This is a genomic window from Bradyrhizobium sp. STM 3561 (genome assembly GCF_045571455.1).
In the GTDB taxonomy this organism is placed as follows: Bacteria; Pseudomonadota; Alphaproteobacteria; order Rhizobiales; family Xanthobacteraceae; genus Bradyrhizobium; species Bradyrhizobium vignae.
The window spans coordinates 3,030,646-3,053,966 of sequence record NZ_CP120695.1 but is presented as its reverse complement, the minus strand read 5'-3'; the positions used below and the strand labels follow the sequence as shown (position 1 = coordinate 3,053,966).

Annotated in this window: 23 protein-coding genes; 20 read left to right on the top strand and 3 right to left on the bottom strand. The window is 65.1% G+C overall.

Annotated elements, in window-relative coordinates:
- Positions 1 to 69 precede the first annotated feature (69 nt).
- Positions 70 to 2,400: an ATP-binding protein gene (locus P6U28_RS14305; protein ID WP_407122506.1), complete on the top strand. Its 2,331-nt coding sequence runs from the start codon at positions 70 to 72 to the stop codon at positions 2,398 to 2,400.
- A 4-nt stretch (positions 2,401 to 2,404) separates the two neighbouring features.
- On the opposite strand, the gene erpA is transcribed toward P6U28_RS14305, so the two are convergent.
- Positions 2,405 to 2,734 (bottom strand): iron-sulfur cluster insertion protein ErpA, encoded by a 330-nt coding sequence (gene erpA, locus P6U28_RS14300; RefSeq protein WP_024342679.1) that lies wholly within the window; start codon positions 2,732 to 2,734, stop codon positions 2,405 to 2,407.
- 110 nt (positions 2,735 to 2,844) lie between these two features.
- Between erpA and P6U28_RS14295 the strand changes: the two genes are divergently transcribed.
- The 12 genes from P6U28_RS14295 (at position 2,845) to surE (ending at position 14,864) form a co-directional block, all read left to right on the top strand.
- Positions 2,845 to 4,053 (top strand): deoxyguanosinetriphosphate triphosphohydrolase, encoded by a 1,209-nt coding sequence (locus P6U28_RS14295; RefSeq protein WP_407122505.1) that lies wholly within the window; start codon positions 2,845 to 2,847, stop codon positions 4,051 to 4,053.
- A gap of 9 nt (positions 4,054 to 4,062) precedes the next feature.
- Positions 4,063 to 5,853, top strand: coding sequence for an arginine--tRNA ligase (argS, locus tag P6U28_RS14290; RefSeq protein ID WP_407122504.1), 1,791 nt, complete (start codon positions 4,063 to 4,065; stop codon positions 5,851 to 5,853).
- Positions 5,854 to 5,993: 140 nt separating this feature from the next.
- Positions 5,994 to 7,544 carry an SPOR domain-containing protein gene (locus tag P6U28_RS14285; RefSeq protein WP_407123067.1) on the top strand — a complete coding sequence of 517 codons (1,551 nt, stop codon included), beginning with the start codon at positions 5,994 to 5,996 and terminating at the stop codon, positions 7,542 to 7,544.
- 46 nt (positions 7,545 to 7,590) lie between these two features.
- Complete coding sequence (gene nagZ, locus P6U28_RS14280) at positions 7,591 to 8,619, top strand: beta-N-acetylhexosaminidase (RefSeq protein WP_129145816.1); 1,029 nt, start codon at positions 7,591 to 7,593, stop codon at positions 8,617 to 8,619.
- The gene (locus tag P6U28_RS14275; RefSeq protein WP_028179491.1) at positions 8,616 to 9,455 is read left to right on the top strand and encodes a ScpA family protein; all 840 of its coding nucleotides are present in this window, start codon (positions 8,616 to 8,618) and stop codon (positions 9,453 to 9,455) included. The genes nagZ and P6U28_RS14275 overlap by 4 nt, the downstream gene beginning before the upstream one ends.
- A 21-nt stretch (positions 9,456 to 9,476) precedes the next feature.
- Entirely contained in the window at positions 9,477 to 10,241 is a 765-nt protein-coding gene (gene scpB, locus P6U28_RS14270; protein ID WP_162500266.1) for an SMC-Scp complex subunit ScpB, read from the top strand.
- Positions 10,242 to 10,406: 165 nt separating this feature from the next.
- A complete protein-coding gene (locus P6U28_RS14265; protein WP_018642198.1) occupies positions 10,407 to 10,640 on the top strand; it encodes a twin-arginine translocase TatA/TatE family subunit in 234 nt (77 codons plus the stop codon).
- A gap of 89 nt (positions 10,641 to 10,729) precedes the next feature.
- Positions 10,730 to 11,224 carry a Sec-independent protein translocase protein TatB gene (gene tatB / locus P6U28_RS14260; RefSeq protein ID WP_122403127.1) on the top strand — a complete coding sequence of 165 codons (495 nt, stop codon included), beginning with the start codon at positions 10,730 to 10,732 and terminating at the stop codon, positions 11,222 to 11,224.
- Positions 11,221 to 12,033, top strand: a complete 813-nt coding sequence (tatC, locus tag P6U28_RS14255) for a twin-arginine translocase subunit TatC (protein WP_122403128.1) — start codon at positions 11,221 to 11,223, stop codon at positions 12,031 to 12,033. Before tatB ends, tatC begins: the two co-directional genes overlap by 4 nt.
- Before the next feature lie 199 nt (positions 12,034 to 12,232).
- Positions 12,233 to 13,564 carry a serine--tRNA ligase gene (gene serS, locus P6U28_RS14250; protein WP_122406654.1) on the top strand — a complete coding sequence of 444 codons (1,332 nt, stop codon included), beginning with the start codon at positions 12,233 to 12,235 and terminating at the stop codon, positions 13,562 to 13,564.
- A 61-nt stretch (positions 13,565 to 13,625) separates the two neighbouring features.
- A complete protein-coding gene (locus tag P6U28_RS14245) occupies positions 13,626 to 13,988 on the top strand; it encodes a hypothetical protein (protein ID WP_122403129.1) in 363 nt (120 codons plus the stop codon).
- Between the two features lie 108 nt (positions 13,989 to 14,096).
- Entirely contained in the window at positions 14,097 to 14,864 is a 768-nt protein-coding gene (surE, locus tag P6U28_RS14240; protein ID WP_162500267.1) for a 5'/3'-nucleotidase SurE, read from the top strand.
- 2 nt (positions 14,865 to 14,866) lie between these two features.
- Here surE and P6U28_RS14235 read toward each other — a convergent pair whose 3' ends face one another.
- Complete coding sequence (locus P6U28_RS14235; protein ID WP_122403131.1) at positions 14,867 to 15,238, bottom strand: response regulator; 372 nt, start codon at positions 15,236 to 15,238, stop codon at positions 14,867 to 14,869.
- Between the two features lie 230 nt (positions 15,239 to 15,468).
- Here P6U28_RS14235 and P6U28_RS14230 point away from each other — a divergent pair, with 230 nt between their 5' ends.
- Positions 15,469 to 16,119, top strand: coding sequence for a protein-L-isoaspartate(D-aspartate) O-methyltransferase (locus P6U28_RS14230; RefSeq protein ID WP_122406655.1), 651 nt, complete (start codon positions 15,469 to 15,471; stop codon positions 16,117 to 16,119).
- A gap of 109 nt (positions 16,120 to 16,228) precedes the next feature.
- The gene (locus P6U28_RS14225; RefSeq protein ID WP_407122502.1) at positions 16,229 to 17,608 is read left to right on the top strand and encodes a peptidoglycan DD-metalloendopeptidase family protein; all 1,380 of its coding nucleotides are present in this window, start codon (positions 16,229 to 16,231) and stop codon (positions 17,606 to 17,608) included.
- A gap of 153 nt (positions 17,609 to 17,761) precedes the next feature.
- Here the strand turns inward: P6U28_RS14225 and P6U28_RS14220 are convergent, their stop codons facing one another.
- Positions 17,762 to 18,754, bottom strand: coding sequence for an ATP-binding protein (locus P6U28_RS14220; protein WP_122403133.1), 993 nt, complete (start codon positions 18,752 to 18,754; stop codon positions 17,762 to 17,764).
- Positions 18,755 to 18,935: 181 nt separating this feature from the next.
- Here P6U28_RS14220 and yajC point away from each other — a divergent pair, with 181 nt between their 5' ends.
- The 5 genes from yajC to P6U28_RS14195 are packed head-to-tail and all read left to right on the top strand — an operon-like array spanning position 18,936 to position 23,291.
- The gene (yajC, locus tag P6U28_RS14215) at positions 18,936 to 19,304 is read left to right on the top strand and encodes a preprotein translocase subunit YajC (protein ID WP_027576227.1); all 369 of its coding nucleotides are present in this window, start codon (positions 18,936 to 18,938) and stop codon (positions 19,302 to 19,304) included.
- 47 nt (positions 19,305 to 19,351) lie between these two features.
- Complete coding sequence (secD, locus tag P6U28_RS14210; RefSeq protein ID WP_407122501.1) at positions 19,352 to 20,956, top strand: protein translocase subunit SecD; 1,605 nt, start codon at positions 19,352 to 19,354, stop codon at positions 20,954 to 20,956.
- An 11-nt stretch (positions 20,957 to 20,967) separates the two neighbouring features.
- Positions 20,968 to 21,987: a protein translocase subunit SecF gene (secF, locus tag P6U28_RS14205; RefSeq protein ID WP_122406656.1), complete on the top strand. Its 1,020-nt coding sequence runs from the start codon at positions 20,968 to 20,970 to the stop codon at positions 21,985 to 21,987.
- Positions 21,988 to 22,047: 60 nt separating this feature from the next.
- Positions 22,048 to 22,431, top strand: coding sequence for an Mth938-like domain-containing protein (locus tag P6U28_RS14200; protein ID WP_407122499.1), 384 nt, complete (start codon positions 22,048 to 22,050; stop codon positions 22,429 to 22,431).
- Entirely contained in the window at positions 22,428 to 23,291 is an 864-nt protein-coding gene (locus tag P6U28_RS14195) for a phytoene/squalene synthase family protein (RefSeq protein ID WP_122403135.1), read from the top strand. The genes P6U28_RS14200 and P6U28_RS14195 overlap by 4 nt, the downstream gene beginning before the upstream one ends.
- The last annotated feature ends 30 nt before the right edge of the window (positions 23,292 to 23,321 follow it).

Genomic DNA, 23,321 nt, shown 5'->3' with positions numbered 1-23,321 from the left:
GCGGCAAAATCTCCCACAAAATTAACCCGGTCTAAGCAGGCGGTGGGCCATTGATCGTCAACAGGTTGGATGGGATGGCCGGACAAGTCGATGATACGAACTCAGCCGCGTGACGGCGTGATCGGCGCGTTCCTGTATTGGCCCGGCGGCTTCGAGATCGAGGACGGCCTGACCGCCGATCTCAGCGAACGGCAGATGCGGCGCATCCGCGCCAGGCAGATCGACGCCGTGACGCGGCTGATCCCGGTGACGATGGCGGTGACGATGCTGAACGCCGCCATCGTGCTGATCCTGCTCTGGGCCAGGGGCTGGAACGACTTCCTCGCCATCTGGGGCATGACGCTCGCGGCAACCGCCTCGCTCGCGGTGCGCGCGTGGCACAAGTCGCATCAGAGCCCACCCCAGGAAGCCTCGCCGCGCGTGGCGCGGCAAATGCTGCGGCAGGCATTTTTCGTCGCCGCGATCTGGAGCACGCTGCCGCTGGTCCTGTTCGGCCGCGCCGAGCCGACCAGTCAATTGATCCTGGCCTGCCTGATGGTCGGCATGATGTCGGGCGGCGCCTTCACGCTCTCGACCTTCCCGCGGGCGGGCCTCGTCTACCTCGCCACCATGACCGTCGCCTGCGCCGGCGCGCTGCTGCTCTGCGGCACCGGTCCGTATCTCGTGACCGCGGTATTCCTGCTGCTGTTCGCGTTTTTCATGGCGCGCAACATCGTCTCGCAAGGCAATCTGTTCCTTGGCAACCTCAAGGCCCAGCTCGAACTCGAGCGCCAAACCGAGATCATCTCGCTGCTGCTGAAGGATTTTCAGGAGAATGCCAGCGACTGGCTGTGGCAGACCGATGCCGACGGGCATCTGATCGACGTGCCCCAACGCTTCGCGGATGTCGCGCAGCTGCCGCTACCGCTGCTCAGGGGCTCGCATTTCGCCGACGTGCTCGAGATGCTGTGCCCCGGGGACAAGAGCGCAGCCTACAACATCATCGGCCTGATGGAGCATGCCGAGCCGCTGCACGAGATGAACCTCAAGGTCGTGGCCGGCGGCGAGGCGCGGCTGTGGTCGCTCACGGCAAAGCCGGCCTATGATCGCGAGGGCCAGTTCCTCGGCTATCGCGGCTTCGGGCGCGACGTCACCGAGCGTTGGCGCGCGGAAAAGGCCGAGGCCGAGAGCCGCGCCAAGTCCGACTTCCTGGCGGTGATGAGCCACGAGATCCGCACGCCCATGAACGGCGTGCTCGGACTTGCCAGCATGCTGCTGGAGACAAAACTCGATCCGGAGCAGCGCGAGGCCGTCACCACGATCCGCGAGTCCGGCGACAATCTCCAGCGCATCCTCAACGACATCCTCGACCTGTCCAAGCTCGAGGCCGGCCGCTTCCAGTTCGAGGTGATCGACTTCGCCCCGCAGGCGCTGGTCGAGACGGTTGCGACCGTGGTGCGCGCGAGCGCCAAGGGCAAGGGGCTATCCGTCAAGGTCGAGCTCGATCCGACCCTGCCGCCGACGCTGCGCGGCGACGTCGCGCGCATCCGCCAGGTGTTGCTCAACCTCGCGTCCAACGCAGTGAAGTTCACCGACGAGGGCGAGGTGACGATATCAGTCATCTGCCGGGCGCGCCGCGACCTGCTGGCGACCGTCGAATGGACCGTGACCGACAGCGGCATCGGCATCGCCCCGGAAAAGCTCGGCCTGTTGTTCAGCGACTTCGCCCAGGCCGATGCCTCGATCAGCCGCCGCTTCGGCGGCACCGGCCTCGGCCTTGCGATCAGCAGGCGCATCATCGAGCAGATGGGCGGCACCATCGGCGTCACCTCGACGCTGGGCGAGGGCTCGACCTTCCGCTTCACGCTGGTGCTGCCCTGGAGCCATGCGCAGGCATCCGATCAGGCGGGCAGGCGCGACGAAGCCGACGATCTCAAAGCCCGGATCGCCGGCCTCGACCGGCCGCTGAAGGTGCTGGTCGCGGAGGACGATGCCGTGAACCGCATGGTCGTCAGCAAGATGCTGGGCTCCTTCGACGTCGAATTGAGCGTCGTCGCCGGCGGCGCCGAGGCCGTCGCAGCGGCATCCCAGGACAATTACGATGTCGTGCTGATGGACGTGCGCATGCCCGATATGGACGGACTGGCCGCCACCCGGGCGATCCGGGCACAAGGCGGGCGGCTCGAAATCTTGCCGATCATCGCCCTGACCGCCAACGCCTTCCCTGAGGACATCAAGATCTGCCGCGAAGCGGGCATGTCGGACTTCCTTGCCAAGCCGCTGCGCAAGCCCGCGCTGATCGCGGCACTCCTGCGCGCGCTGGACGGCCATCTCGCGTTCGAGGACGCGCCGCTTCAGCCGGAGCCGATGCCGGGCGACGTGGAGTGGACGGACGAGGAAAGGCAGATAACGGGCGCGTAAGCACTCAGACCGAGAAGCTCGTCCCGCAGCCGCAGGACGCTGTGGCATTGGGATTGTTGACGCGGAACGAGGCGCCGATCAGGTCATCGACGAAATCGACCTGCGATCCCGCCAGGAACGGCTGCGAGGCGGAATCGACCAGCACCACCGCATTGTCCTGCTCGATCACGAGATCGTCGTCGGTCCGCGCGCGGTCGATGTCGAACTTGTACTGGAAACCGGAGCAGCCGCCGCCCTCGACCGAGATGCGCAGCATCGCGCCAGAACCTTCGCCTTTGAGGATCTCCCCAATCCGGCGTGCGGCCCGGTCGCTGATGGTCACGGCAGTCGTCATCACTCGTCTCCGATAGTCCCGCAGTCATACCCAATTCATTTGGTATCCCGCGCCTGACATAGTTAAGTGCCACCATACGCAGAATCAAATGGATAGGGACTAAATTCGCCGTGTCCGTCGGAATGGCAGCCCCCCGCGCGCCCTATGCCTGCGACCCCGATCGTAGCCGCGGCCGGCTGGTCGCCGAGCCCCCGAGCCGGACCCGCAGCCCGTTCCGGCGGGATTGCGACCGGGTGATCCATTCGACCGCGTTCCGCCGCCTGAAGTACAAGACCCAGGTGTTCGTGTTCCACGAGGGCGACCACTACCGCACCCGCCTGACCCATTCGCTGGAGGTGGCGCAAATCGCCCGCGCGCTGGCCCGCCAACTCGGCCTCGACGAGGACCTGACCGAGACGCTCGCGCTCGCCCACGATCTCGGCCACCCACCGTTCGGCCATGCTGGCGAGCGGGCGTTGGACGCCTGCCTGAAGGAGTTCGGCGGCTTCGACCACAATGCCCAGGCGCTCCGCGTCGTGACTTCGCTCGAGCACCGCTATCCCGAGTTCGACGGACTCAACCTGACCTGGGAATCGCTGGAGGGCATCGTCAAGCATAACGGCCCGCTGACCGACCGCAGCGGCGGCCCGATCGGGCGCTACCGCGAGCACGGCGTTCCCGTGGGGATTGCCGACTACGTCAAGACCTATGACCTCGAATTGTGGAGCTTTGCCTCGCTGGAAGCGCAGGTCGCCGCGATCGCCGACGACATCGCCTATGACGCTCACGACATCGATGATGGCCTGCGCGCCGGCCTGTTCCACGTCGACGATCTCAAGGTGATGCCGCTGACTGCGGAGATCATCGCCGAGACTGCGGCGCATTATCCCGATCTGGAAGACGTCCGGCGCGGCGCCGAGCTGGTGCGCGAGCTGATCTCGCACCTGATCGGGGCGGTGTTTGCGGAGGCGCAGAAGAACCTCGCCGCCGTCAAGCCGCAATCGGCCCAGGACGTCCGCCAGCAGAGCCGGGCGCTGATCGCGTTTCCCGCCGAGGTCGCGGAGGAAGAGGCTGCCATCAAGACCTTCCTGTACCAGCACATGTACCGCCACGAGCGGGTGATGCGGGTGATGGGAGAGGCGGAGCAGATCCTGTTCGACCTGTTCGCAAAATACCTGAAATCCCCTGCCGAGCTGCCGCCGGAATGGCTGTTGGGGGCAGAGGCGGACAATGAGGGCGACCGGGCCCGCCGGATCGGCAATTTCATTGCCGGAATGACCGACCGTTTCGCCCTGACCGAGCACCAGCGGCTTTTTGACTCGACCCCGGATTTGCGTTAGGCGGCGCCCATGCCCCAGACATCCTCATCCCTGCATCTGTTCGCCGATGTGCTCGCACGCGTGCACGCCGCCTGCCGCGCGCTTGCGGCGGACGCCAGTTGGCCGGAGGGCATCGATTTCTCCCGCGTGGTGGTCGAGCCGCCGCGCGATGCCTCCCACGGCGACATGGCGACCAATGCTGCGATGGTGCTTGCGAAAGAGGCCAAGGCAAAGCCGCGCGATCTCGCCGAGCAGATCGCCGAGCGGCTGCGCACCGACGCGCTGATCGCCAGGGTCGACGTCGCCGGTCCCGGCTTCATCAATTTGACGCTGAAGCCTGCCGCGTGGGCTGAGGCGTTGCGGACAGTGCTGCGCGAGGCCGGCGATTACGGCCGCATCCGCAGCGGCGCCAAGGTCAATGTCGAATACGTCTCGGCCAATCCGACGGGGCCGATGCATGTCGGCCATTGCCGCGGCGCGGTGTTCGGCGACGCGCTGGCCAGCCTGCTCCAGTTCGCCGGTCACGACGTCACGCGCGAATATTACATCAACGATGCAGGTGCCCAGGTTGACGTGCTCGCACGTTCGGCGTTCCTAAGGTATCGCGAGGCGCTCGGCGAGGACATCGGTGCCATTCCCGAAGGCCTCTATCCGGGCGACTACCTCAAGCCTGTGGGGCAGGCGCTGGCGAAAGAGCACGGCGACAGGCTCCTCGCGATGACCGAGGCCGAGTGGCTGCCGACCGTGCGCGCCAAGGCGATCGCGATGATGATGGATGAGATCAAGGACGATCTCGCCGCGCTCAATATCCGCCACGACGTGTTTTTCTCCGAGCGCTCGCTGATCGAAGGCGGCAACGACAAGGTTGCCGGGACCATCGACTTCCTGAAGGCCAAGGGCGACATCTACGAAGGCCGCCTGCCGCCACCGAAGGGCGCGCCGGTCGAGGATTGGGAAGACCGCGAGCAGCTGCTGTTCAAGGCAACCGCCTATGGCGACGACGTCGATCGGCCGCTGATCAAGTCGGACAATTCCTACACCTACTTCGCCTCCGACATCGCCTATCACAAGAACAAGTTCGACCGCGGCTTCGCCGAGATGATCGACGTGTGGGGCGCCGACCATGGCGGCTACATCAAGCGGATGCAGGCGGCGGTGAAGGCGACGACCTCGGGCAAGGGATCGCTCGACGTCAAGATCGTCCAGCTCGTGAAGTTGCTGCGCAATGGCGAGCCGGTCAAAATGTCCAAGCGGAGCGGGGACTTCGTCACCTTGCGTGAGGTGGTGGATGAGGTCGGCCAGGACGCCGTCCGCTTCATGATGCTCTACCGGAAGAACGATGCGGTGCTCGACTTCGACCTCGCCAAGGTCATGGAGCAGTCGCGCGACAATCCGGTGTTCTACGTCCAGTATGGCCATGCCCGCGGCCACTCGATCTTCCGCAACGCGCGGGCCGAGGTGTTCCCGGAACTGCCCGAAGATGCCGGCGAGCGCATTGCCTGGCTCGCTGAGTCGGCGGTCGAGCGGCTGTCGGATTCCGTGGAACTCGATCTTCTCAAGCGTCTCGCAATTTATCCGCGCATGCTGGAAGCGGCCGCCGCGGCCCACGAGCCGCACCGAATTGCCTTTTATCTCTATGATTTAGCCAGCGAATTTCATGCTCTTTGGACGAAAGGGCGCGATTTGCCCTATTTACGCTTCATTATCAATAATGATGCAGATCTTACAAAGGCGCGGCTGGCGATGGTTCAGGGCGTCGTCTCTGTTCTGGCATCGGGCCTCGCCATCCTCGGCGTCCATGCTCCGGACGAGATGCGGTAGTTTGGGGCGAACTACTTAAGAGGAATTCGGGGGTAACCGGCAGAAGCCGGATCGCTTAGACTTGGTTGAAAGCCTTGTGGGTCGAAGGCCGTGCCTTGGTCGAGGGGCGCGCGGCTTTCCCGAAGGGACGCATCATCACGATGGCCGAACGATATCAGGACAGACCGTTTCCTTCCGATGACTATGGTCGCGGCGGCGATCACTATGGGAAGGCGGAAAATGATCCCTTGGCCGAGCTTGCCCGTCTGATCGGACAGACTGATCCGTTCGCAGCGCAGGGGAAGTCGACTGCCCGCCCGCCGGCAGCGCCCGCCCAGAGCTATCATCAAGACGATTACCGCCAGGAAGATGGTCAGCAGGACTACGCCGAGCAGGCGCCGCCGCCGCCCGGGCCGCCCTCATGGATGCGGCGCGCGAACGTGCAGCCGCAGCCGGCACCGGAGCCTGACTATTCCGTCTCCGTCAGCCCGGTTCATCCGTTGCATCGCTATTCAGCCAAGGCTGCCGCGCCCGAGCCTGATGTTCAGCAGCCGCGGGCCTATCAGGATCAAGGTTATCAGGATCAGGCCTACCAGCAGCATAGCCAAGCTTACCAGGAGCAGGCTTATCAGGAGCCGTATGCGCAGCCTGATCCATCGCGCTACGACGATGCGCTCTACGGTCGCCTGGAGACAGGCGAACAGGATTATCAACGCGAGCCGGCTTATCCAGACGACCCTTACGCGTACCAAAGCGACTATCCCGAGGCCGAAGTCGAGGAGCCGAAGAAGCAGCGCGGTGGCATGATGACGGTCGCGGCGATTCTCGCACTTGCCGTCGTCGGCACCAGTGCGGCGTTCGCCTACAAGACCTATATCGGCTCGCCTCGCAGCGGCGAGCCGCCGATCATCAAGGCTGACAACACGCCGACCAAGATCGTGCCGGCTCCGACGGACTCCGCGGCCAAGGTACCGGATCGCATGGTCAGCGGTGACGGCACGGAAAAGATCGTGCCGCGCGAGGAGGCGCCCGTCGACGTCAACGCCAGGGCAGGCGGGCCCCGCGTGGTGTTCCCGCCGCTGAACCAGAATGCGAACCCGCCGTCGGTGGCGAGCGTGTCGCCCTCTACCGTGCCGCCGCCGAGCGCAGGGCCGACTCCGAGCAATGGCACGCTGCCGAACAATTCGCCGCGTCCGATCAGGACTGTGGCCGTGAAGGGCGATCAGACTGACAGCACCGTGCCGCAATCGGCCGCCGCCAAGCCGACGGCTACGGCGCCGAAGCCTATTGCCGCGCCCGCTGCACCGGCGGCGCCGCGCAATCCGCCGACCTCGGCCAATGCCAGCGTCAACCAGCCCCTGTCGCTCGCGCCGCAATCGGGAGCGACGGCCGAGCCTCCGCAGCGGATGGCTGCCACCAACCCGACGCAAATCGCGCCCAGCAGCAGCAGCAGCGGCGGCTACATCGTGCAGGTCTCCTCGCAGCAAAGTGAGGACAGCGCCGCCGCGTCCTACCGAGTGCTCCAGAGCAAGTACGGCAGCGTGCTCGGCTCCCGTTCGCCGGTGATCAAGCGGGTCGATCTGACCGACAAGGGCAAGGGGATCGTCTACCGCGCCTTCGCGGGTCCCTACGCTTCGGCCGAGGAGGCGACGCAGGCTTGCAACAGCCTCAAGTCCGCAGGCCTGTCTGCCTGCTTCGTCCAGAGGAATTAACGGCCGTTTCCTTGACCCCTTCGCGGGGCAGGGTTAATCGGCCGTCATGAGCACGCGGGCCTTCATTACCGGCGTATCCGGAACGGAACTGACCGCCGCCGAGCGGGAGTTTATCCGTGCCGAACGCCCATGGGGCTTCATTCTCTTCAAACGCAACATCGCGACGCCAGCGCAAGTTGCTGCATTGGTTGCGGAATTGCGGGCGGTGGCCAATGCGCCCGATGCTCCGGTCCTGATTGATCAGGAGGGCGGACGGGTGCAGCGCCTCGGCCCGCCGCACTGGCCGGTCTATCCGCCGGGGGCTGTATTCGCGAGTTTGTACGACACTGATTCGGCGCTCGGCCTTTCTGCCGCACGCCTCAGTGCCCGCCTGATCGCGGCCGATCTTGCCGAACTCGGCATCACCGTGGATTGCCTGCCGCTAGCTGACGTGCCGGTGCCGGGCGCTGACGCGGTCATCGGCAACCGGGCCTACGGGACCGAGCCGCGAAAGGTCGCGGCGATTGCCCGTGCGGTCACCGAGGGACTGGAGCAGGGCGGTGTGCTGCCGGTTCTCAAGCACATTCCCGGTCATGGCCGGGCAACCGCCGACACCCATTTCAAGCTGCCGACCGTCGATACGCCCCGGGACGAACTGGAACGCACCGATTTCGCGGCGTTCAGGCCGCTATCGGACCTGCCGATGGCCATGACTGCACATGTTGTGTTTAGCGTAGTCGACCCCGTCCATCCGGCGACGACATCTGCGACAATGATTGCTGACGTGATTCGCGGCGCAATCGGGTTCCAGGGTTTGTTAATGAGTGATGACGTGTCGATGAACGCGCTGTCGGGGAATATCGCCGAACGGACCCGCGCCATCTTCGCGGCCGGCTGCGATGTGGCCCTGCATTGCAACGGCAACATCGAGGAGATGCGCGACGTCGCCGGCCAGACACCGGAACTGTCCGGCAGAGCATTGGAGCGGGCGAATGCCGCGCTCGCCGCACGCAAGCCGCCGCAGCCATTCGACCGCGTGGCCGCGCGCGCCGAACTGGACGCATTGATCGCACGGGCAAACACGGCATCGGCATGACCGCAGAAATCCTATCGTTTGAAACCGGGCGGCCCGCAGAGCTCGCCGAGGGTGAGCCGGCGTTGGTGGTGGACGTCGAGGGCTATGAGGGTCCGCTCGATCTCTTGCTCGCGCTGGCGCGACAGCAGAAGGTCGACCTCGCCAAGATCTCGATTCTGGCGCTGGCCGACCAATATCTCCATTTCATCGAGGCCGCGCGAAAGATCCGGCTCGAGCTTGCCGCCGACTACCTGGTCATGGCGGCCTGGCTTGCCTTCCTGAAGTCGCGCCTGCTGCTGCCGGAGCCGCCGAGTGCGGAAGGTCCGAGCGCGGAGCAGATGGCGACGGCGCTCGCCAATCGCCTGCGCCGGCTGGAAGCCATTCGCGAAGCCGCCAACCGGCTCATGAACAGGCCGCAATTGCAGCGCGACATCTTCCCGCGCGGCGAGCCCGAGCAAATCGCCGAGATCAAGCACCCGAAATACACGGCGACGCTGTACGACCTGCTCACTGCCTATGCCGCGCAGCGCCAGTCGCGGGTGCTGGCGAGCGTGCATCTGGCCAAGCGCACGGTGTGGTCGCTTGCCGAAGCGCGGGCCACGTTGGAGCGGCTGGTCGGCAGCCTCAACGAACAGGATGACTGGGGCGTGCTCGACGACTTCCTGATCCGGCATGTCGCCGATCCGACGCAGCGCGCGACGGTGTTTGCCTCGAGCTTTGCCGCCGCGCTCGAATTGGTGCGCGAAGGTCAGCTCGAGCTGAACCAGAAAGAGGCATTTGCGCCGATCTATTTCCGGAAAGGGCGCCCAAAACCGGTCCCGGACGCAGCTCCTGCGCCTGATGCGCCGGTCGCTTAAGTGCAAGAAGGAGAATCTGCCATGGCAAGCCTGGCTGAAGTGCGGGTAGAAGAGGCCGAGCCGATGGAGAACGAATCCCAGGCACGTCCCGAAGAATTGCGGCTGCTGGAGGCGCTGCTGTTCGCCTCGAGTGAACCGCTGGATACCGCCACGCTGGCCAAGCGCATGCCCGAGGGCGTCGACGTCAAGGCCGCGCTCGAGCAATTGCGGGCCGATTATGCCTCACGTGGCGTGAACCTCGTCCGCGTCGCCAACAAATGGACGTTCCGCACCGCCGGCGATCTGGCCTGGCTGATGACACGGGAGAGCACCGAGACCCGCCGCCTGTCGCGCGCCGCGATCGAGGTGCTGGCGATCATCGCCTATCACCAGCCGGTGACGCGGGCCGAGATCGAGGAGATCCGCGGTGTTGTCACCTCAAAGGGCACGCTCGACGTGCTGCTGGAGACCGGCTGGATCAAGCCGCGCGGCCGTCGCAAGACGCCGGGCCGTCCGCTCACCTTCGGAACCACCGAGGAGTTCCTGTCGCAGTTCACGCTGGAACAGCTCGGCGACCTGCCGGGCCTGGAAGAGCTGAAGGGCACGGGTCTTCTGGATTCGCGCCTGCCCACCGGATTTAGCGTGCCTACGCCGTCCGATGACCCTGCTCTGCGCGAGGACGAGGATCCGCTGGAACCAGGCGAGGATCTCGATCTTGCGCTGGCGCCTGCGATCGAGCCCGAGACGCCTGAAGGCGGCAATGATGGCGGCGGCGAGGGTGGCAGCGAAAGCGGCAGCGAGGAGTGATGCCCGTTCGACGACGGGGCCCTGCGACCGGTTAACACTAGCAAAATTGCGTAGCGCCGACAGCGAATTGGCGCTGCCTTGGTCCTTGTTTTTGAGCCCTGCCAAGCCTAGGTTTCGGTGAAGATCGGCCGGGTCCCCGGCCATGCGCGTTTGGAGGGTTGCAGGATGGGTTCACTCAGCATTTGGCACTGGATCTTGGTGATCGCAGTGGTCCTGCTGCTGTTCGGCCGCGGCAAGATTTCGGATCTGATGGGCGACGTGGCGCAGGGCATCAAGGCGTTCAAGAAGGGCATGCAGGACGACGACAAGCCCGCCGAGAAGCCCGAGCCGGCCAAGTCGATCGAGCACAATGCTGCGCCGACCGCGGCACGATCCGACGTCGGCAGCAAGGCCGTCTGAGCCAGAGAGCACGCGAGACCCGGGTAGCGGCCCCGATCCTGCGCGCAAGGGATTGGGCCGGCTGCGGCTTCGCGTGAACGGAAGACCTCATGTTCGACATCGGGTGGAGTGAACTGGTCCTCATCGGGGTCGTGGCCCTGATCGCCATCGGCCCGAAAGAGCTGCCGGGCGTGCTGCGCATGGTCGGGCAGTGGATGGGCAAGGCGCGCAGGATGGCCGCCGAATTCCAGGGTCAGTTCCAGGAGGCGATGCGCGAGGCCGAGATGGCCGACCTCAAGAAGAGCTTTGACGAGGTCAAGGAGGCTGCCACGGGATTAAATCCGTTGACCTCGCTCCAGAAGGACGTCAGCGACGCGCTGCGCGTCGATGCGCTGGACAAGCCGGCAGAGACGCCTGCCACCACAGCTGTCGAGCCCCCTGTTAGCCCGACTACTCCGGAAGCGCCGACGCCCGCGACTTTTGTGGAGGCCGAGGCACATGCGGATGCGAACGAGCCGCTCGCGGTCACCCGCGAGATCGAACAGGCACCGGTCGCGCAGGACACCGCGCCACCCGAGGCGATCAAGGACGCCAAAGCGTCATGACCGACGCCGATATCGAGGCCAGCAAAGCCCCGCTGATGGACCACCTGATCGAGCTGCGCTCGCGGCTGATCAAGGCGCTGCTCGGCTTTGGCGTGGCCTTCATCTTCTGCTTCTTCTTCGCCAAGCAGATCTACAACGTGCTGGTCTGGCCGTTCGTGTGGGTCGCGGGGCCCGAGAACTCCAAGTTCATCTACACGGCGCTGCTGGAATATTTCATCACGCAGCTGAAGCTGGCGCTGTTCGGCGCCGGCTTCATCTCGTTCCCGATCGTCGCGACGCAGATCTACAAATTCGTTGCGCCCGGGCTCTACAAGCACGAGAAGCAGGCCTTCCTGCCGTATCTGGTCGCGACGCCGTTCTTCTTCGTGCTGGGCGCGATGCTGGTCTATTTCGTCGTGCTGCCGATGCTGATCCGATTCTCGCTCGGCATGCAGCAGGCCGGCAGCGATGAGACTGCGCAAATCCAGCTCTTGCCCAAGGTCGGCGAATATCTGTCGCTGATGATGTCGCTGATCTTCGCCTTCGGGATCGCCTTCCAGCTCCCGGTGATCCTGACGCTGCTCGGCCGCATCGGCATCATCACCTCGAAAATGCTGCGCGAGAAGCGCCGCTATTTCATCGTGATCGCCTTCGTGATCGCAGCCGTGCTGACGCCGCCCGACGTGCTCAGCCAGTGCTCGCTGGCGATCCCCTTGCTGGCGCTGTACGAGGGCTCGATCATCGCGGTGGCGATGGTGGAGAAGAAGGCTGCAGCCTCGGCGCAAGCCACCGGCACCGACGTATCGACGCCGGCCAACCCGGCGGAGTAGGGCCCCGCAACCCCTCCGCCGTCATTCCCCGCGAAAGCGGGGTATCCAGCACGCGGCAGCCCCTCGGAGAATCACCCCGGTCTCTGGAATACTGGATCGCCCGCTTTCGCGGGCGATGACAGAGTGCTAGGGAAGCCAGCCATTTGCGGGCCTGCAAATCGATGATTTGCAGGCCTGCAACAAGCCCAGGACCACGGCCATGCACGACATCAAATCGATCCGCGACAATCCGCAAGCCTTCGACGCCGGCATCGCACGGCGCGGATTGAACCCGATGTCGGCCTCGCTGCTGGCGATCGACGAGCGGCGGCGCGCGGCGATTCTGGCCTCGGAGCAGGCGCAGGCGCGGCGCAATGCTGCCTCCAAGGAAATCGGCGACGCCAAGAAAGCGAAGGACGAAGCGCGCGCGGCGAAGCTGATGGCTGAGGTCGCAGAGCTCAAGACCACGATGCCCGAGCTCGAAGCGGCCGCGAAAGCCGCCGACGAGGAGCTGACGAAAGAGCTGTCGGCGATCCCGAACATTCCGTTCGACGAAGTGCCCGATGGCGTCGACGAGCACGGCAACGTGCAGCACCACGTGTTCGGCAACAGGCGCAATTACGGCTTCGCGCCCAAGCTGCATGACGATCTCGGCACCGCGCTCGGCTATATGGATTTCGAGGCGGCGGCAAAGCTGTCCGGCGCGCGCTTCGTGGTGCTGAAGAAGGGGCTGGCGCGGCTCGAACGCGCGATCGGCCAGTTCATGCTCGATCTTCACACCACCGAGCATGGCTACACCGAGATCAATCCACCTCTGCTGGTGCGCAACGAGGTGATGTTCGGCACCGGGCAATTGCCGAAATTCGAGGACGATCAATTCTGGGCGATCAAGGGCGAGCTGCTCGCCTCGCCCGATCATGAGCGTTTGAGGACCGAACGCCTCGGCCTAATCCCAACCGCTGAGGTGTCGCTTACTAACCTCGTGCGCGAATCCATCCTCGACGAGAAGCAACTGCCGATGCGGCTGACTGCGCTGACGCCGTGCTTCCGTGCGGAGGCGGGTGCCGCAGGGCGTGACACCCGAGGTATGATCCGCCAGCACCAGTTCACCAAGGTCGAGCTGGTCTCGATCACGACGCCCGAGACAAGCAAGGACGAGCTGGAGCGGATGCTGTCCTGTGCGGAGCAGGTGTTGCAGAAGCTCGACCTGCATTATCGGGTGATGACGCTCTGCGCAGGTGATATGGGATTTTCGTCGCAGAAAACCTATGACATCGAGGTCTGGATGCCCGGGCAGGGCGATGGCGGCATGTTCCGCGAGATCTCGAGCTGCTCGGTCTGCGGCGATTTCCAGGCGCGACGCATGGATGCGCGCTCGCGCGGGCCCGACGGCAAGCCGCGCTTCGTGCACACGCTGAACGGCTCCGGCACAGCGGTCGGCCGCGCGTTGATCGCGGTGATGGAGACCTATCAGCAGGAGGACGGCTCGATCGCGGTCCCCAGCGTGCTCCAGCCCTATATGGGCGGGCTGAAGGTGATCGCGCGCGAGTAGGGTTGCGTAGATCGGGCGGCCGGCTATCCTGCCGGCGCCCGTCAACGCGAACTCACCGCTCATGGCCTTGCACCGCGATATCTTCTGGATCGGCCGACAATGGGCCGTGACGGGTGCGGGGATTCAGGCCATCGATCAGCGCCTCCGCGGCGTCCTCGACATCGAGATCGCGCGGCTCTGGGACGACGATCTCGTGCAGAGCCGGCGCTCCAAGCCCGGCGTCAATACTGCTGACTTCGACAAGGCGTTGACGGTGGCGCGCGAACGCTTTCCGCAGGCACCGGACTCTGACCCGTTCGTCGCTCAGCTCAAGGAGCTCGGCGTGATCGAAACTCCCGTCGAGAGTCCGGTCGTGCCGGCGATGCGGCTGCGTGCGGAAGGCCGCCTGGCGCGCTTCCTGCCGCAATGGCGTATCCGTCGCTGACACGACCAGATCGGGAACCTGACGGCGGACCGCAATCGTCCGGTTTGCCTGATCGGCCCTAGCCGGATAAGACGGCTCAGAACCGCTTTCAGGAATCGTAGCTCCCGCATGCGCATCCTCTGCACCAATGACGACGGCATCCACGCTCCCGGCCTCAAGGTCGTGGAGGAGATCGCGCGCGCCTTGTCCGACGACGTCTGGGTGGTGGCGCCCGAGCTCGACCAGTCCGGCGTGTCGCATTCGCTGTCGCTGAACGATCCACTGCGCCTGCGCGAGGTCGGCCCGCGGCACTTTGCCGTGCGCGGCACACCGACGGACTGCGTCATCATGGGGGCCCGCCACATCCTGGGTGCCAAGCTGCCCGATGTCGTGCTGTCCGGCGTCAACAAAGGTCGCAACGTCGCCGAAGACGTCGTCTATTCCGGCACCATTGCTGGCGCGTTGGAGGGCACCATCTTAGGGCTCCCATCATTCGCACTGTCGCAGGAGTTCAGTGTCGAAACCCGCGAACGGCCGCCGTGGGACACCGCGCGCAAATTCGGGCCCGATATCCTGCGCAAGGTAATCGCCGCCGGCGTTCCGAAGGACACCGTCATCAACATCAACTTCCCGTCCTGCGCGCCGGAGGATGTGCTGGGCATCCGCGTCACGCGGCAAGGCAAGCGCAATCTGGGCTTCCTCAGGATCGACGAGCGCAAGGACGGCCGCGGCAACCCTTATTTCTGGATCGGATTCGAACGCACCGCGATGCTCGACACGCCCGCCGACGGCACCGATCTCGCAGCGCTGCGCGAGCGCTACGTCTCAGTCACTCCGCTCAGGCTCGACCGCACCGACGAAGCGTTTTCGGAAGAGCTGAGCGCGATGCTGAAATAGAACTATCCGCCGCGAAGCGCGGCTTCGATGGTCTTGCCGAGCGCCTCGAGTTGAAACGGCTTTTGGAGCGCCGGCCGGTCGCGGTACTGTTCGGGCAAGCCGGAGGAGCCGTAGCCAGTGGCGAAGATGAACGGGCAACCCTTCGCCATGATGACATCGGCCACTGGCGAGATGACCTTGCCGTTGACATTGACATCCAGAATGGCGAGGTCGAACTCGGTGGATTGAGCAAGTCGCATGGCCTCGCTGATGTCGCCCGCCTCGGCGGCAACCTTGTAGCCGAGCTCCTCCAGCATGTCCGCGACCATCATTCTGATCATGACCTCGTCCTCGACGAGGAAAACAGAGCGGCCCGAAAGCCCTGTCGCAGTCATTGGTGAGTCCTTGCCCATTCTCGCGAACGTTCGCAGATAACGATAAGCGACGCAATGCGCGTTTCGGCGAACCCAAACCTGCAAATAGCCTAGCGCGTTGATAGCCCGGTTGTGGTCAGATGCTGCGCCGAAAGGCTATCATGAGTTCCTGAGCCGGAACAAGATTCGCGCCTCGGATTCTTGCGGTGCAGTACGGCAATCCGCCAGACGAGATCAACGAAGCAGCAGCAATGACCTCGCATCAGCACCCGCCGGAAAAGATGATGTTTCAGCTGACGCTGAGGCGTCGGGGCATCAGCGATCAGGCCGTGCTGCGGACAATGGAGGAAGTGCCGCGCGAGCTTTTCGTCGACGAGGCCGATCGCGACGGTGCCTATCGCGACAGCGCGCTGCCGATCGCGTGCGGGCAGACCATCAGCCAGCCTTTCGTCGTCGCCTACATGACCGAGCAGCTCCAGCTTCAGAAGCAGCACCGGGTGCTCGAAATCGGCACTGGCTCCGGCTACCAGGCTGCCGTGCTGTCGCGGCTCGCCGGCCAGGTGCTGACCGTCGAGCGCTATCGCAAGCTCGCCGACACGGCACGCGCCCGGCTCGAAAAGCTCGATTGTCACAATGTCGAGGTGATGCTTGGCGACGGTCTCAATCTGCCCCCCAACATCGGTCCGTTCGACCGCATCATCGTCACCGCCGCAATGGAGCAGATTCCGGAGAACCTGATCGGGCGGCTGGAGGTCGGGGGCATCCTGATCGCCCCCGTCGGCCCGCATCAGGGCGTGCAGACGTTGACCCGCCTGATCCGGACCGAAGCCGGGATCGAGCGCAAGGAACTCGTCGAGGTCCGCTTCGTGCCGGCACTGCCCGGCGTGGCGCGGGAGCTGTAGAATCCCGGATCGGCAGCGCCGCCAACATCTTATTGTGAGGGTTAAGCCGTTATTTACTCGACGCGTGTTTACTTAAAACACCAGTTCTGTTGCGTACGAGTGAGTAACCATGTCCGCTGTCGCCGAGTTGCTTTACTCGCGCCGCGTGCCGCAGGTCGCGGTGCTGGCGCTGATCTCCTTCAGCTTTGCAGGGTGCAGCGCCGACATGTCGTCGCGACTGTCCCAGACAAATTTCTCCAATCCCTTCGCTTCCGAACAGACGGGGTCGGTGCAGCAGGCGCCGCCGCCGCAGCGTGAGCTGCCGCAATATGCGCGGCCGCAGACACAGCCCGGTTACTACCAGTCGCAGCCCTTGCCGCCGCCGGCGGTGTCCGCGCCGCAATCCTATCCGGTTGCGGGAGGCGGCGGCGTATCCGGTGGCGGGCGCGGCGTCAGCTCCTATGCGCCTCCGGCACAGCCGCATCTCGAAACCACTGCCACGGTGCCGCCGCGCTCGGTTGCGGCCGCCCAGCCGGCCGGTGGGACCAAGATCATCGTCGGCACCAGCGATACGCTCGACGTGCTCGCCAAGCGCTATCACGTCACGCCGCAGGCGATCCTTGCCGCCAATGGCTACAAGGGCCCGCGGGCGCTCTCGCCCGGCCAGCAACTGATCATCCCCCATCCGGCGACGGCCGCAGCCCCCGCGTCGGCGCCCATCGCGGCGGCGCCCGCGGCGAAGCCGGTTGCTGCGGTTGCGCCACCGTCGAGCACCCACTTCGTCAATGCCGGCGACACGCTCGCCAGCATCGCCCGCAAGAACCACATCTCGGCGGCTGAACTCGCCCGTGCCAACGGCCTCGACCCGTCTGCAAAACTCAAGCTCGGCACCAAGCTGACCGTACCGGGCGCCAAGACCGCGGCCGTCGCGGCGCCGGCTGCCGCGGCTCCGGTCGGGGCTGCTCCAGTGGCCGGAACGCTCCAGCCCGTTGCGGCTGCTCCGGCGCCCGCCACCAAGATGGCCACTGCCGCCGCGCCCGTGCAGAGCGCACGCCTGGCTCAAGCCACGGCCAATGTCGATGAGAAGCCCGCCGAGACGCCGGGGAAGGCTGCGGAGGCCACCGGCGCGCTGCCGACCTTCCGTTGGCCGGTCCGTGGCAAGGTGGTCACGAGCTACGGTGCCAAGACGAATGGCAAGTCCAATGACGGCATTAATGTCGCGGTGCCCGAGGGGACGCCGGTCAAGGCGGCTGAAGACGGCGTCGTCGCCTATTCCGGCAACGAGCTGAAAGGTTACGGCAATCTGGTCCTGGTTCGGCACTCCAACGGCTACGTCACCGCATATGCCCATGCGAGTGAGCTGTTGGTGAAGCGCGGCGATACCATCAAGCGCGGCCAGGTCATTGCCAAGTCGGGTCAATCCGGGGAGGTGGCGTCGCCGCAGCTCCACTTCGAGATCCGCAAGGGATCGAACCCGGTTGACCCGCTTCAATTCCTGAATGGGGCGTGAAGCTTACGCACCGCCCCACACGAACGGTGTCGTCGCCCGGCCTGACCGGGCGACCCAGTATTCCAGAGATTTACTGTTGGCCGATAGGCCGCGGCGTACTGAATTCCCCGCTTTCGCGGGGAATGACCGTTATGGGCGGGGCAAGAGCTCCCGTTACCGCGCCGTCAGCTTCACGCCCAGCCGACCCGCAAGCTCCTGCACGAACTGCCACGCGACGCGGCCCGAGCGCGAGCCGCGTGTCGTGGACCATTCCAGCGCCTCGCGTTCCAGCGCCTCGTCGTCGATCTTGATGTCGAAATGGCTGCAATAACCGCGCACCATGGCGAGGTATTCGTCCTGGCTGCAGCGGTGAAAGCCGAGCCAGAGGCCGAAACGATCCGACAGTGAGACCTTCTCCTCGACCGCTTCGCCGGGATTGATCGCGGTCGACCGCTCGTTCTCGATCATCTCGCGCGCCAGCAGATGGCGGCGATTGGAAGTGGCGTAGAGGATGACGTTCTCGGGCCGGCCTTCGATGCCGCCTTCGAGCACGGCCTTGAGCGACTTGTAGGAGGCATCGTTGCCGTCGAAGGACAGGTCGTCGCAGAACACGATGAAGCGGAAGGAGGAGGCGCGCAGCTGCTCCATCAGCGCCGGCAGGCTTTCGATGTCCTCGCGGTGGATCTCGATCAGCTTGAGCTTGTCGGCGGGTTTGCGCTCCGCGTTGATGCTGGCATGCGCTGCCTTCACCAGCGACGACTTGCCCATGCCGCGGGCGCCCCAGAGTAGGGCGTTATTGGCCGGCAGGCCGTTGGCGAAACGCTCGGTATTCTCCATCAGGATGTCACGCATCCGGTCGACGCCCTTCAGGAGGAACAGCTCCACACGGCTGACCCGCGGTACGGCCGCAAGGCGCCCGTCCGGGTGCCAGACGTAGGCATCCGCCCGCTTGAACGACTCGGCCTCGACTGCCGGCCTGCCTTGGGCGGAGAGGTGCGCCGCAATGGTCTCCAGCGCGCGGACGATGCGTTCCTGAGAGACGTCTGGGGCTGTCTTGGTGATAGCCTTGGGGGCTGCCGTGGGGCGTTTTGCCGCGACGCGGGCGGGCTTCCTGGCAGGGGTGCGGGGGCCTTTGCCGGCCGGGCTTTTGCTTGGTTTTTTGGGCATGTCCGAAGTTCCTGAGAACGCAGCCTTATCGGGCCTCATGGCGCGCCGCAAGGTGGCCCAAAAGGGCGGTCTGGCAGCGTTGCAATTGGGGCAATGGCCGCTATAGTCCGCGCGAATTTGACCGAACCGGTCGCCTTGAGGGCCTGACCGGCCTTCCCCCGTTCTCACGAGGATCGTCCGAATGCTGATTACCCCTGCGTATGCCCAGGCCGCGGGTGCCGGCGACACCAACAGCATGTTGATGTCGCTGCTGCCGTTCGCCCTGATCTTCGTGATCATGTACTTCCTGATTCTGCGTCCGCAGCAGAAGAAGGTCCGCGATCACGCCGAACTCGTGAAGAACATTCGACGCGGCGACACCGTCGTGACCTCGGGCGGCCTCGTCGGCAAGGTCACCAAGGTCGTCGATGACGACCAGATCGAGTTCGAGATTTCGGACGGCGTCCGCGTGCGGCAGATGCGCCAGATGATCTCGGGCGTGCGTGCCAAGGGCGAGCCGGCCAAAGAAAGCTCGAAGGAAAGCGCCAAGGACGACACCGCGGCGAAGTGAGCGCTTCACCGCGAGTCTCAAGTTTCCTGATCTGACAGGTCCAGTCGATGTTGTATTTCACGCGGTGGAAGGCGCTGGGGATTATCCTGACGGCGCTGATCGTGTGCCTCTGCGCGGTCCCCAACTTCTTCCCCGAGGCACAGGTCAAGACCTGGCCCGCCTGGGCGCAGCGTCGGCTCGTCCTCGGCCTCGACCTCCAGGGCGGCTCCTATCTGCTGCTGGAGGTCGATTCCAGCTACGTGAAGAAGGAGCGGCTCGACCAAATCCGCGACGACGTTCGCCGGACGTTGCGCGATGCCAAGATCGGCTTCACCGGCGGCGTCACCGTGCGCAACGACGCAGTCGAGGTTCGCATCACCAAGGAAGCCGATGCGCAGGCCGCACTCGCCAAGCTGCGCGAGCTGTCCCAGCCGCTGGGCGGCCTGATGGGATCCAGCGGTCAGCGCGACCTGGAGGTGGCTGATGCCGGAAGCGGCGTGATCCGCCTGTCCATCCCGCAGGCTGCGATGCTCGACCGCATGCGCAAGACCATCGAGCAGTCGATCCAGATCGTCGAACGCCGCGTCAACGAGCTCGGCACCGTCGAGCCCGTGATCCAGCGCCAGGGCAACGACCGCATCCTGGTGCAGGTCCCCGGTCTCCAGGACCCGACGCGCCTGAAGGAGCTGCTGGGCAAGACCGCGAAGATGGAATTCCGCATGGTCGACACCTCCGTGCCGCCTGATCAGGCGCAAGCGGGCAGGTTGCCGCCGGAATCCGAGCTGCTGATGAGCGCATCGCCGCCGCCGACGCCCTACGTGGTCAAGAAGCAGGTGCTGGTCGCTGGCGGTGACCTGACCGACGCCCAGGCGAGCTTCGACCAGCGCACGGGCGAACCGGTCGTCAGTTTCAAGTTCAACACCTCGGGCGCCCGCAAGTTCTCGCAGGCCACGACTGAGAACGTCGGACTGCCCTTCGCCATCGTGCTCGACAACAAGGTGATCTCGGCGCCCGTGATCCGCGAGCCGATCACCGGCGGCCAAGGCCAGATCTCCGGTAACTTCACCGTGCAATCGGCCAACGATCTCGCAATTCTCCTGCGCGCCGGCGCGCTGCCGGCGCCGCTCACGGTGGTCGAGGAACGCACCGTCGGTCCGGGCCTCGGCCAGGACTCGATCGAGAAGGGCGAGCTCGCCGCCTATGTCGGTTCGATCCTCGTCATCGTGTTCATGCTCGTAACCTATCGGCTGTTCGGGGTGTTCGCGAACATCGCGGTGGCCATCAACGTCGCCATGATCTTCGGCCTGTTGTCGCTGCTCAACGCCACGCTGACGCTGCCCGGCATCGCCGGTATCGTGCTCACCGTCGGCATCGCGGTCGACTCCAACGTGCTGATCTATGAGCGCATCCGCGAGGAGCTGCGCGGCGGACGCAACGCGATCTCGGCGATCGATGCCGGCTTCAAGCGCGCGCTCGCGACCATCCTCGATTCCAACATCACCACCTTCATTGCCGCCGCGGTGCTGTTCTACATCGGCACCGGCCCGGTGCGCGGCTTCGCCGTGACGCTCGGCATCGGCATCATCACCACGGTGTTCACCGCGTTCACGCTGACCCGGCTGATCGTGGCATGGTGGGTGCGGTGGCGGCGGCCGCAGAGCGTGCCGATCTAGGAGCCAAGACCGTGAATCACTACATTCTCATCGGGCTTGGCATCTTGATTGCCGTCCTCACCGTGGTCGCCGCGCTTGGCGTCCTACCGTCGCTGCGCATCGTCCCCGATGATACGCATTTCGACTTCACGCGCTTCCGCCGCATCAGCTTCCCGATCTCGGCGGCGCTGTCGATCGTCGCGATCACGCTGTTCTTCACCCATGGCCTGAACCTCGGTATCGACTTCAAGGGCGGCACGCTGTTGGAGGTGAAGGCGAGGTCAGGCACCGCCGACATCGCGGCGATGCGCACCAAGCTCGATGCCCTGGGTCTCGGCGAAATTCAGTTGCAGCAGTTCGGCGGCCCCGACAACGTGCTGATCCGCGTTGCGGAACAGCCGGGTGGCGACGCCGCACAGCAGGCGGCCCTGCAGAAGCTTCGAGGCGCGCTCGGCGACAGCGTCGACATTCAGCGCACCGAGGTGCTCGGTCCGCGTGTCGCTGGTGAGCTCCTGGCCTACGGCATGCTCGGCCTGATGCTCGCCATCGTTGGCATCCTGATCTATCTCTGGTTCCGCTTCGAATGGCAGTTCGCGCTTGGCGCGATGATCGCCAACGTGCACGACATCGTGCTGACGATCGGCTTCATGTCGATCAGCCAGGTCGATTTCGACCTGACCAGCATCGCCGCGCTCCTGACGATCCTCGGCTATTCGCTCAACGACACCGTCGTCATCTATGACCGTATCCGCGAAATGCTGCGGCGCTACAAGAAGATGCCGATGCCGCAGCTGCTCAACGAGTCCATCAACTCGACGCTGTCGCGCTCGATCATCACTCACTTCACAGTGACGCTGGCGCTGCTCGCTCTGCTGCTGTTCGGCGGCCACGCGATCCACAGCTTCACCGCGGTGATGATGTTCGGCGTGGTGCTGGTCGGCACCTACACCTCGATCTTCATTGCGGCGCCGATCCTGATCTATCTCGGCGTCGGCGAGCATCGCGAGGATGCGCCCGATTCCGCTACGCCGGCGAAGAAAAGCAAGGCATGATCCGAACCTCATGCCCTCGCAGGAGTTTGCGGGGGCAGTAAGCCCATTCGGACGAAGCTCATGGCCGGCGATCCCAACGCTCCGCACTTCCCGCGCTCGGCGCCGATCGATGCCTATGGCAAGGGCGGCTTCGCCTTTGCCGGCATGTCGCATCGAGGATCGCTGCTGTGCCTGCCCGACGCGATCTGGGCCTGGGATGTGACGGACCCCCAGAAGATCGATCGCTACTCGCTGGATCGGGTGTTCGCAGCCGCCAACAGCATCGACACGCTGCTCGTGGGCACCGGAACCGGGCTCTGGCTGCCCCCGCCGGAGCTCCGCCAGGCGCTCAAGGCGGTGAGGGTGGTGTTGGACGCGATGCAGACCGGCCCGGCCGTGCGCACCTACAACATCATGATCGGCGAACGGCGGCGCGTCGCAGCCGCGCTGATCGCCGTGCCATGAGCCGCGCTGCGCCGCCGCCCGACTCCGTTGCCTTCTGCGCCGATCTCGTGCGTAGCCATGACTTTCCGCGCTATGCCGCGACCCTGTTCGCGCCTGCCGCCGAGCGCCGCGCGTTGTTGGCGCTCTATGCCTTCAATGTCGAGATCGTGCGCGTCCGCGACCAGGTGAGCCAGCCATTGCCCGGCGAAATCCGCCTGCAATGGTGGACCGACATGCTGTCGGGCCATGTCCATGGCAGCGCTGAGGGCAATCCCGTGGCGGCCGAGCTGCTGCGCGCGATCCGCGATTTCGACCTGCCCGTCGAGCCGCTGTCGTTGCTTGCCGACGAGCACCAGTTCGATCTCTACAATGACCCGATGCCGACCATGGCCGCGCTGGAGGGGTATCTGGCGGCGACGTCATCGGCGCTGTTCGATCTCGCTGCCCGGATCATGGGACCACGATCGGAGGCGGTCGAGCATCTCGCTCGTCATGCCGGACTGGCGCAGGGCCTCGTGCAGGTCATAGCCAATTTGCCGCGCGATGCCGCGCACCGGCAGCTGTTCTTGCCGCAACAGGTGCTCGAGAGGCACAATTGCAGCATGCAGGATGTCTTCGCCGGCAAGGAGACACCCAGTCTCCACGCGGTGCTGGAGCAGCTTGCGGCTGAAGCCCGGCAGCATATGACGGCGTCGTCGTCGCTGCTGGCGCAGGTGGCGCCGTCCGTGCGGCCGGCGTTTCTACCGCTGAGCCAGGCGCAGGCCGATCTCAAGCGCCTCTCGCGTCCGGGACGAAACCCGTTTACGCTGCAGCCGTCGTCGCGGCTGCGCACGCTCTGGACACTGTGGCGCGCCTCGCGATCACGTGAATTTACCAAATAGAGGCTGGCTTATCGCCTGGGCCGGCGAAAT

Excerpts from the sequence above, each read along its gene's own strand:
- P6U28_RS14305 (WP_407122506.1), top strand. The coding sequence starts at position 70 with ATGGGATGGCCGGACAAGTCGATGATACGAACTCAGCCGCGTGACGGC.
- erpA (WP_024342679.1), bottom strand. The coding sequence starts at position 2,734 with ATGACGACTGCCGTGACCATCAGCGACCGGGCCGCACGCCGGATTGGG.
- argS (WP_407122504.1), top strand. The coding sequence starts at position 4,063 with ATGCCCCAGACATCCTCATCCCTGCATCTGTTCGCCGATGTGCTCGCA.
- P6U28_RS14285 (WP_407123067.1), top strand. The coding sequence starts at position 5,994 with ATGGCCGAACGATATCAGGACAGACCGTTTCCTTCCGATGACTATGGT.
- nagZ (WP_129145816.1), top strand. The coding sequence starts at position 7,591 with ATGAGCACGCGGGCCTTCATTACCGGCGTATCCGGAACGGAACTGACC.
- P6U28_RS14275 (WP_028179491.1), top strand. The coding sequence starts at position 8,616 with ATGACCGCAGAAATCCTATCGTTTGAAACCGGGCGGCCCGCAGAGCTC.
- scpB (WP_162500266.1), top strand. The coding sequence starts at position 9,477 with ATGGCAAGCCTGGCTGAAGTGCGGGTAGAAGAGGCCGAGCCGATGGAG.
- P6U28_RS14265 (WP_018642198.1), top strand. The coding sequence starts at position 10,407 with ATGGGTTCACTCAGCATTTGGCACTGGATCTTGGTGATCGCAGTGGTC.
- tatB (WP_122403127.1), top strand. The coding sequence starts at position 10,730 with ATGTTCGACATCGGGTGGAGTGAACTGGTCCTCATCGGGGTCGTGGCC.
- tatC (WP_122403128.1), top strand. The coding sequence starts at position 11,221 with ATGACCGACGCCGATATCGAGGCCAGCAAAGCCCCGCTGATGGACCAC.
- serS (WP_122406654.1), top strand. The coding sequence starts at position 12,233 with ATGCACGACATCAAATCGATCCGCGACAATCCGCAAGCCTTCGACGCC.
- P6U28_RS14245 (WP_122403129.1), top strand. The coding sequence starts at position 13,626 with ATGGCCTTGCACCGCGATATCTTCTGGATCGGCCGACAATGGGCCGTG.
- surE (WP_162500267.1), top strand. The coding sequence starts at position 14,097 with ATGCGCATCCTCTGCACCAATGACGACGGCATCCACGCTCCCGGCCTC.
- P6U28_RS14235 (WP_122403131.1), bottom strand. The coding sequence starts at position 15,238 with ATGACTGCGACAGGGCTTTCGGGCCGCTCTGTTTTCCTCGTCGAGGAC.
- P6U28_RS14230 (WP_122406655.1), top strand. The coding sequence starts at position 15,469 with ATGACCTCGCATCAGCACCCGCCGGAAAAGATGATGTTTCAGCTGACG.
- P6U28_RS14225 (WP_407122502.1), top strand. The coding sequence starts at position 16,229 with ATGTCCGCTGTCGCCGAGTTGCTTTACTCGCGCCGCGTGCCGCAGGTC.
- P6U28_RS14220 (WP_122403133.1), bottom strand. The coding sequence starts at position 18,754 with ATGCCCAAAAAACCAAGCAAAAGCCCGGCCGGCAAAGGCCCCCGCACC.
- yajC (WP_027576227.1), top strand. The coding sequence starts at position 18,936 with ATGCTGATTACCCCTGCGTATGCCCAGGCCGCGGGTGCCGGCGACACC.
- secD (WP_407122501.1), top strand. The coding sequence starts at position 19,352 with ATGTTGTATTTCACGCGGTGGAAGGCGCTGGGGATTATCCTGACGGCG.
- P6U28_RS14200 (WP_407122499.1), top strand. The coding sequence starts at position 22,048 with ATGGCCGGCGATCCCAACGCTCCGCACTTCCCGCGCTCGGCGCCGATC.
- P6U28_RS14195 (WP_122403135.1), top strand. The coding sequence starts at position 22,428 with ATGAGCCGCGCTGCGCCGCCGCCCGACTCCGTTGCCTTCTGCGCCGAT.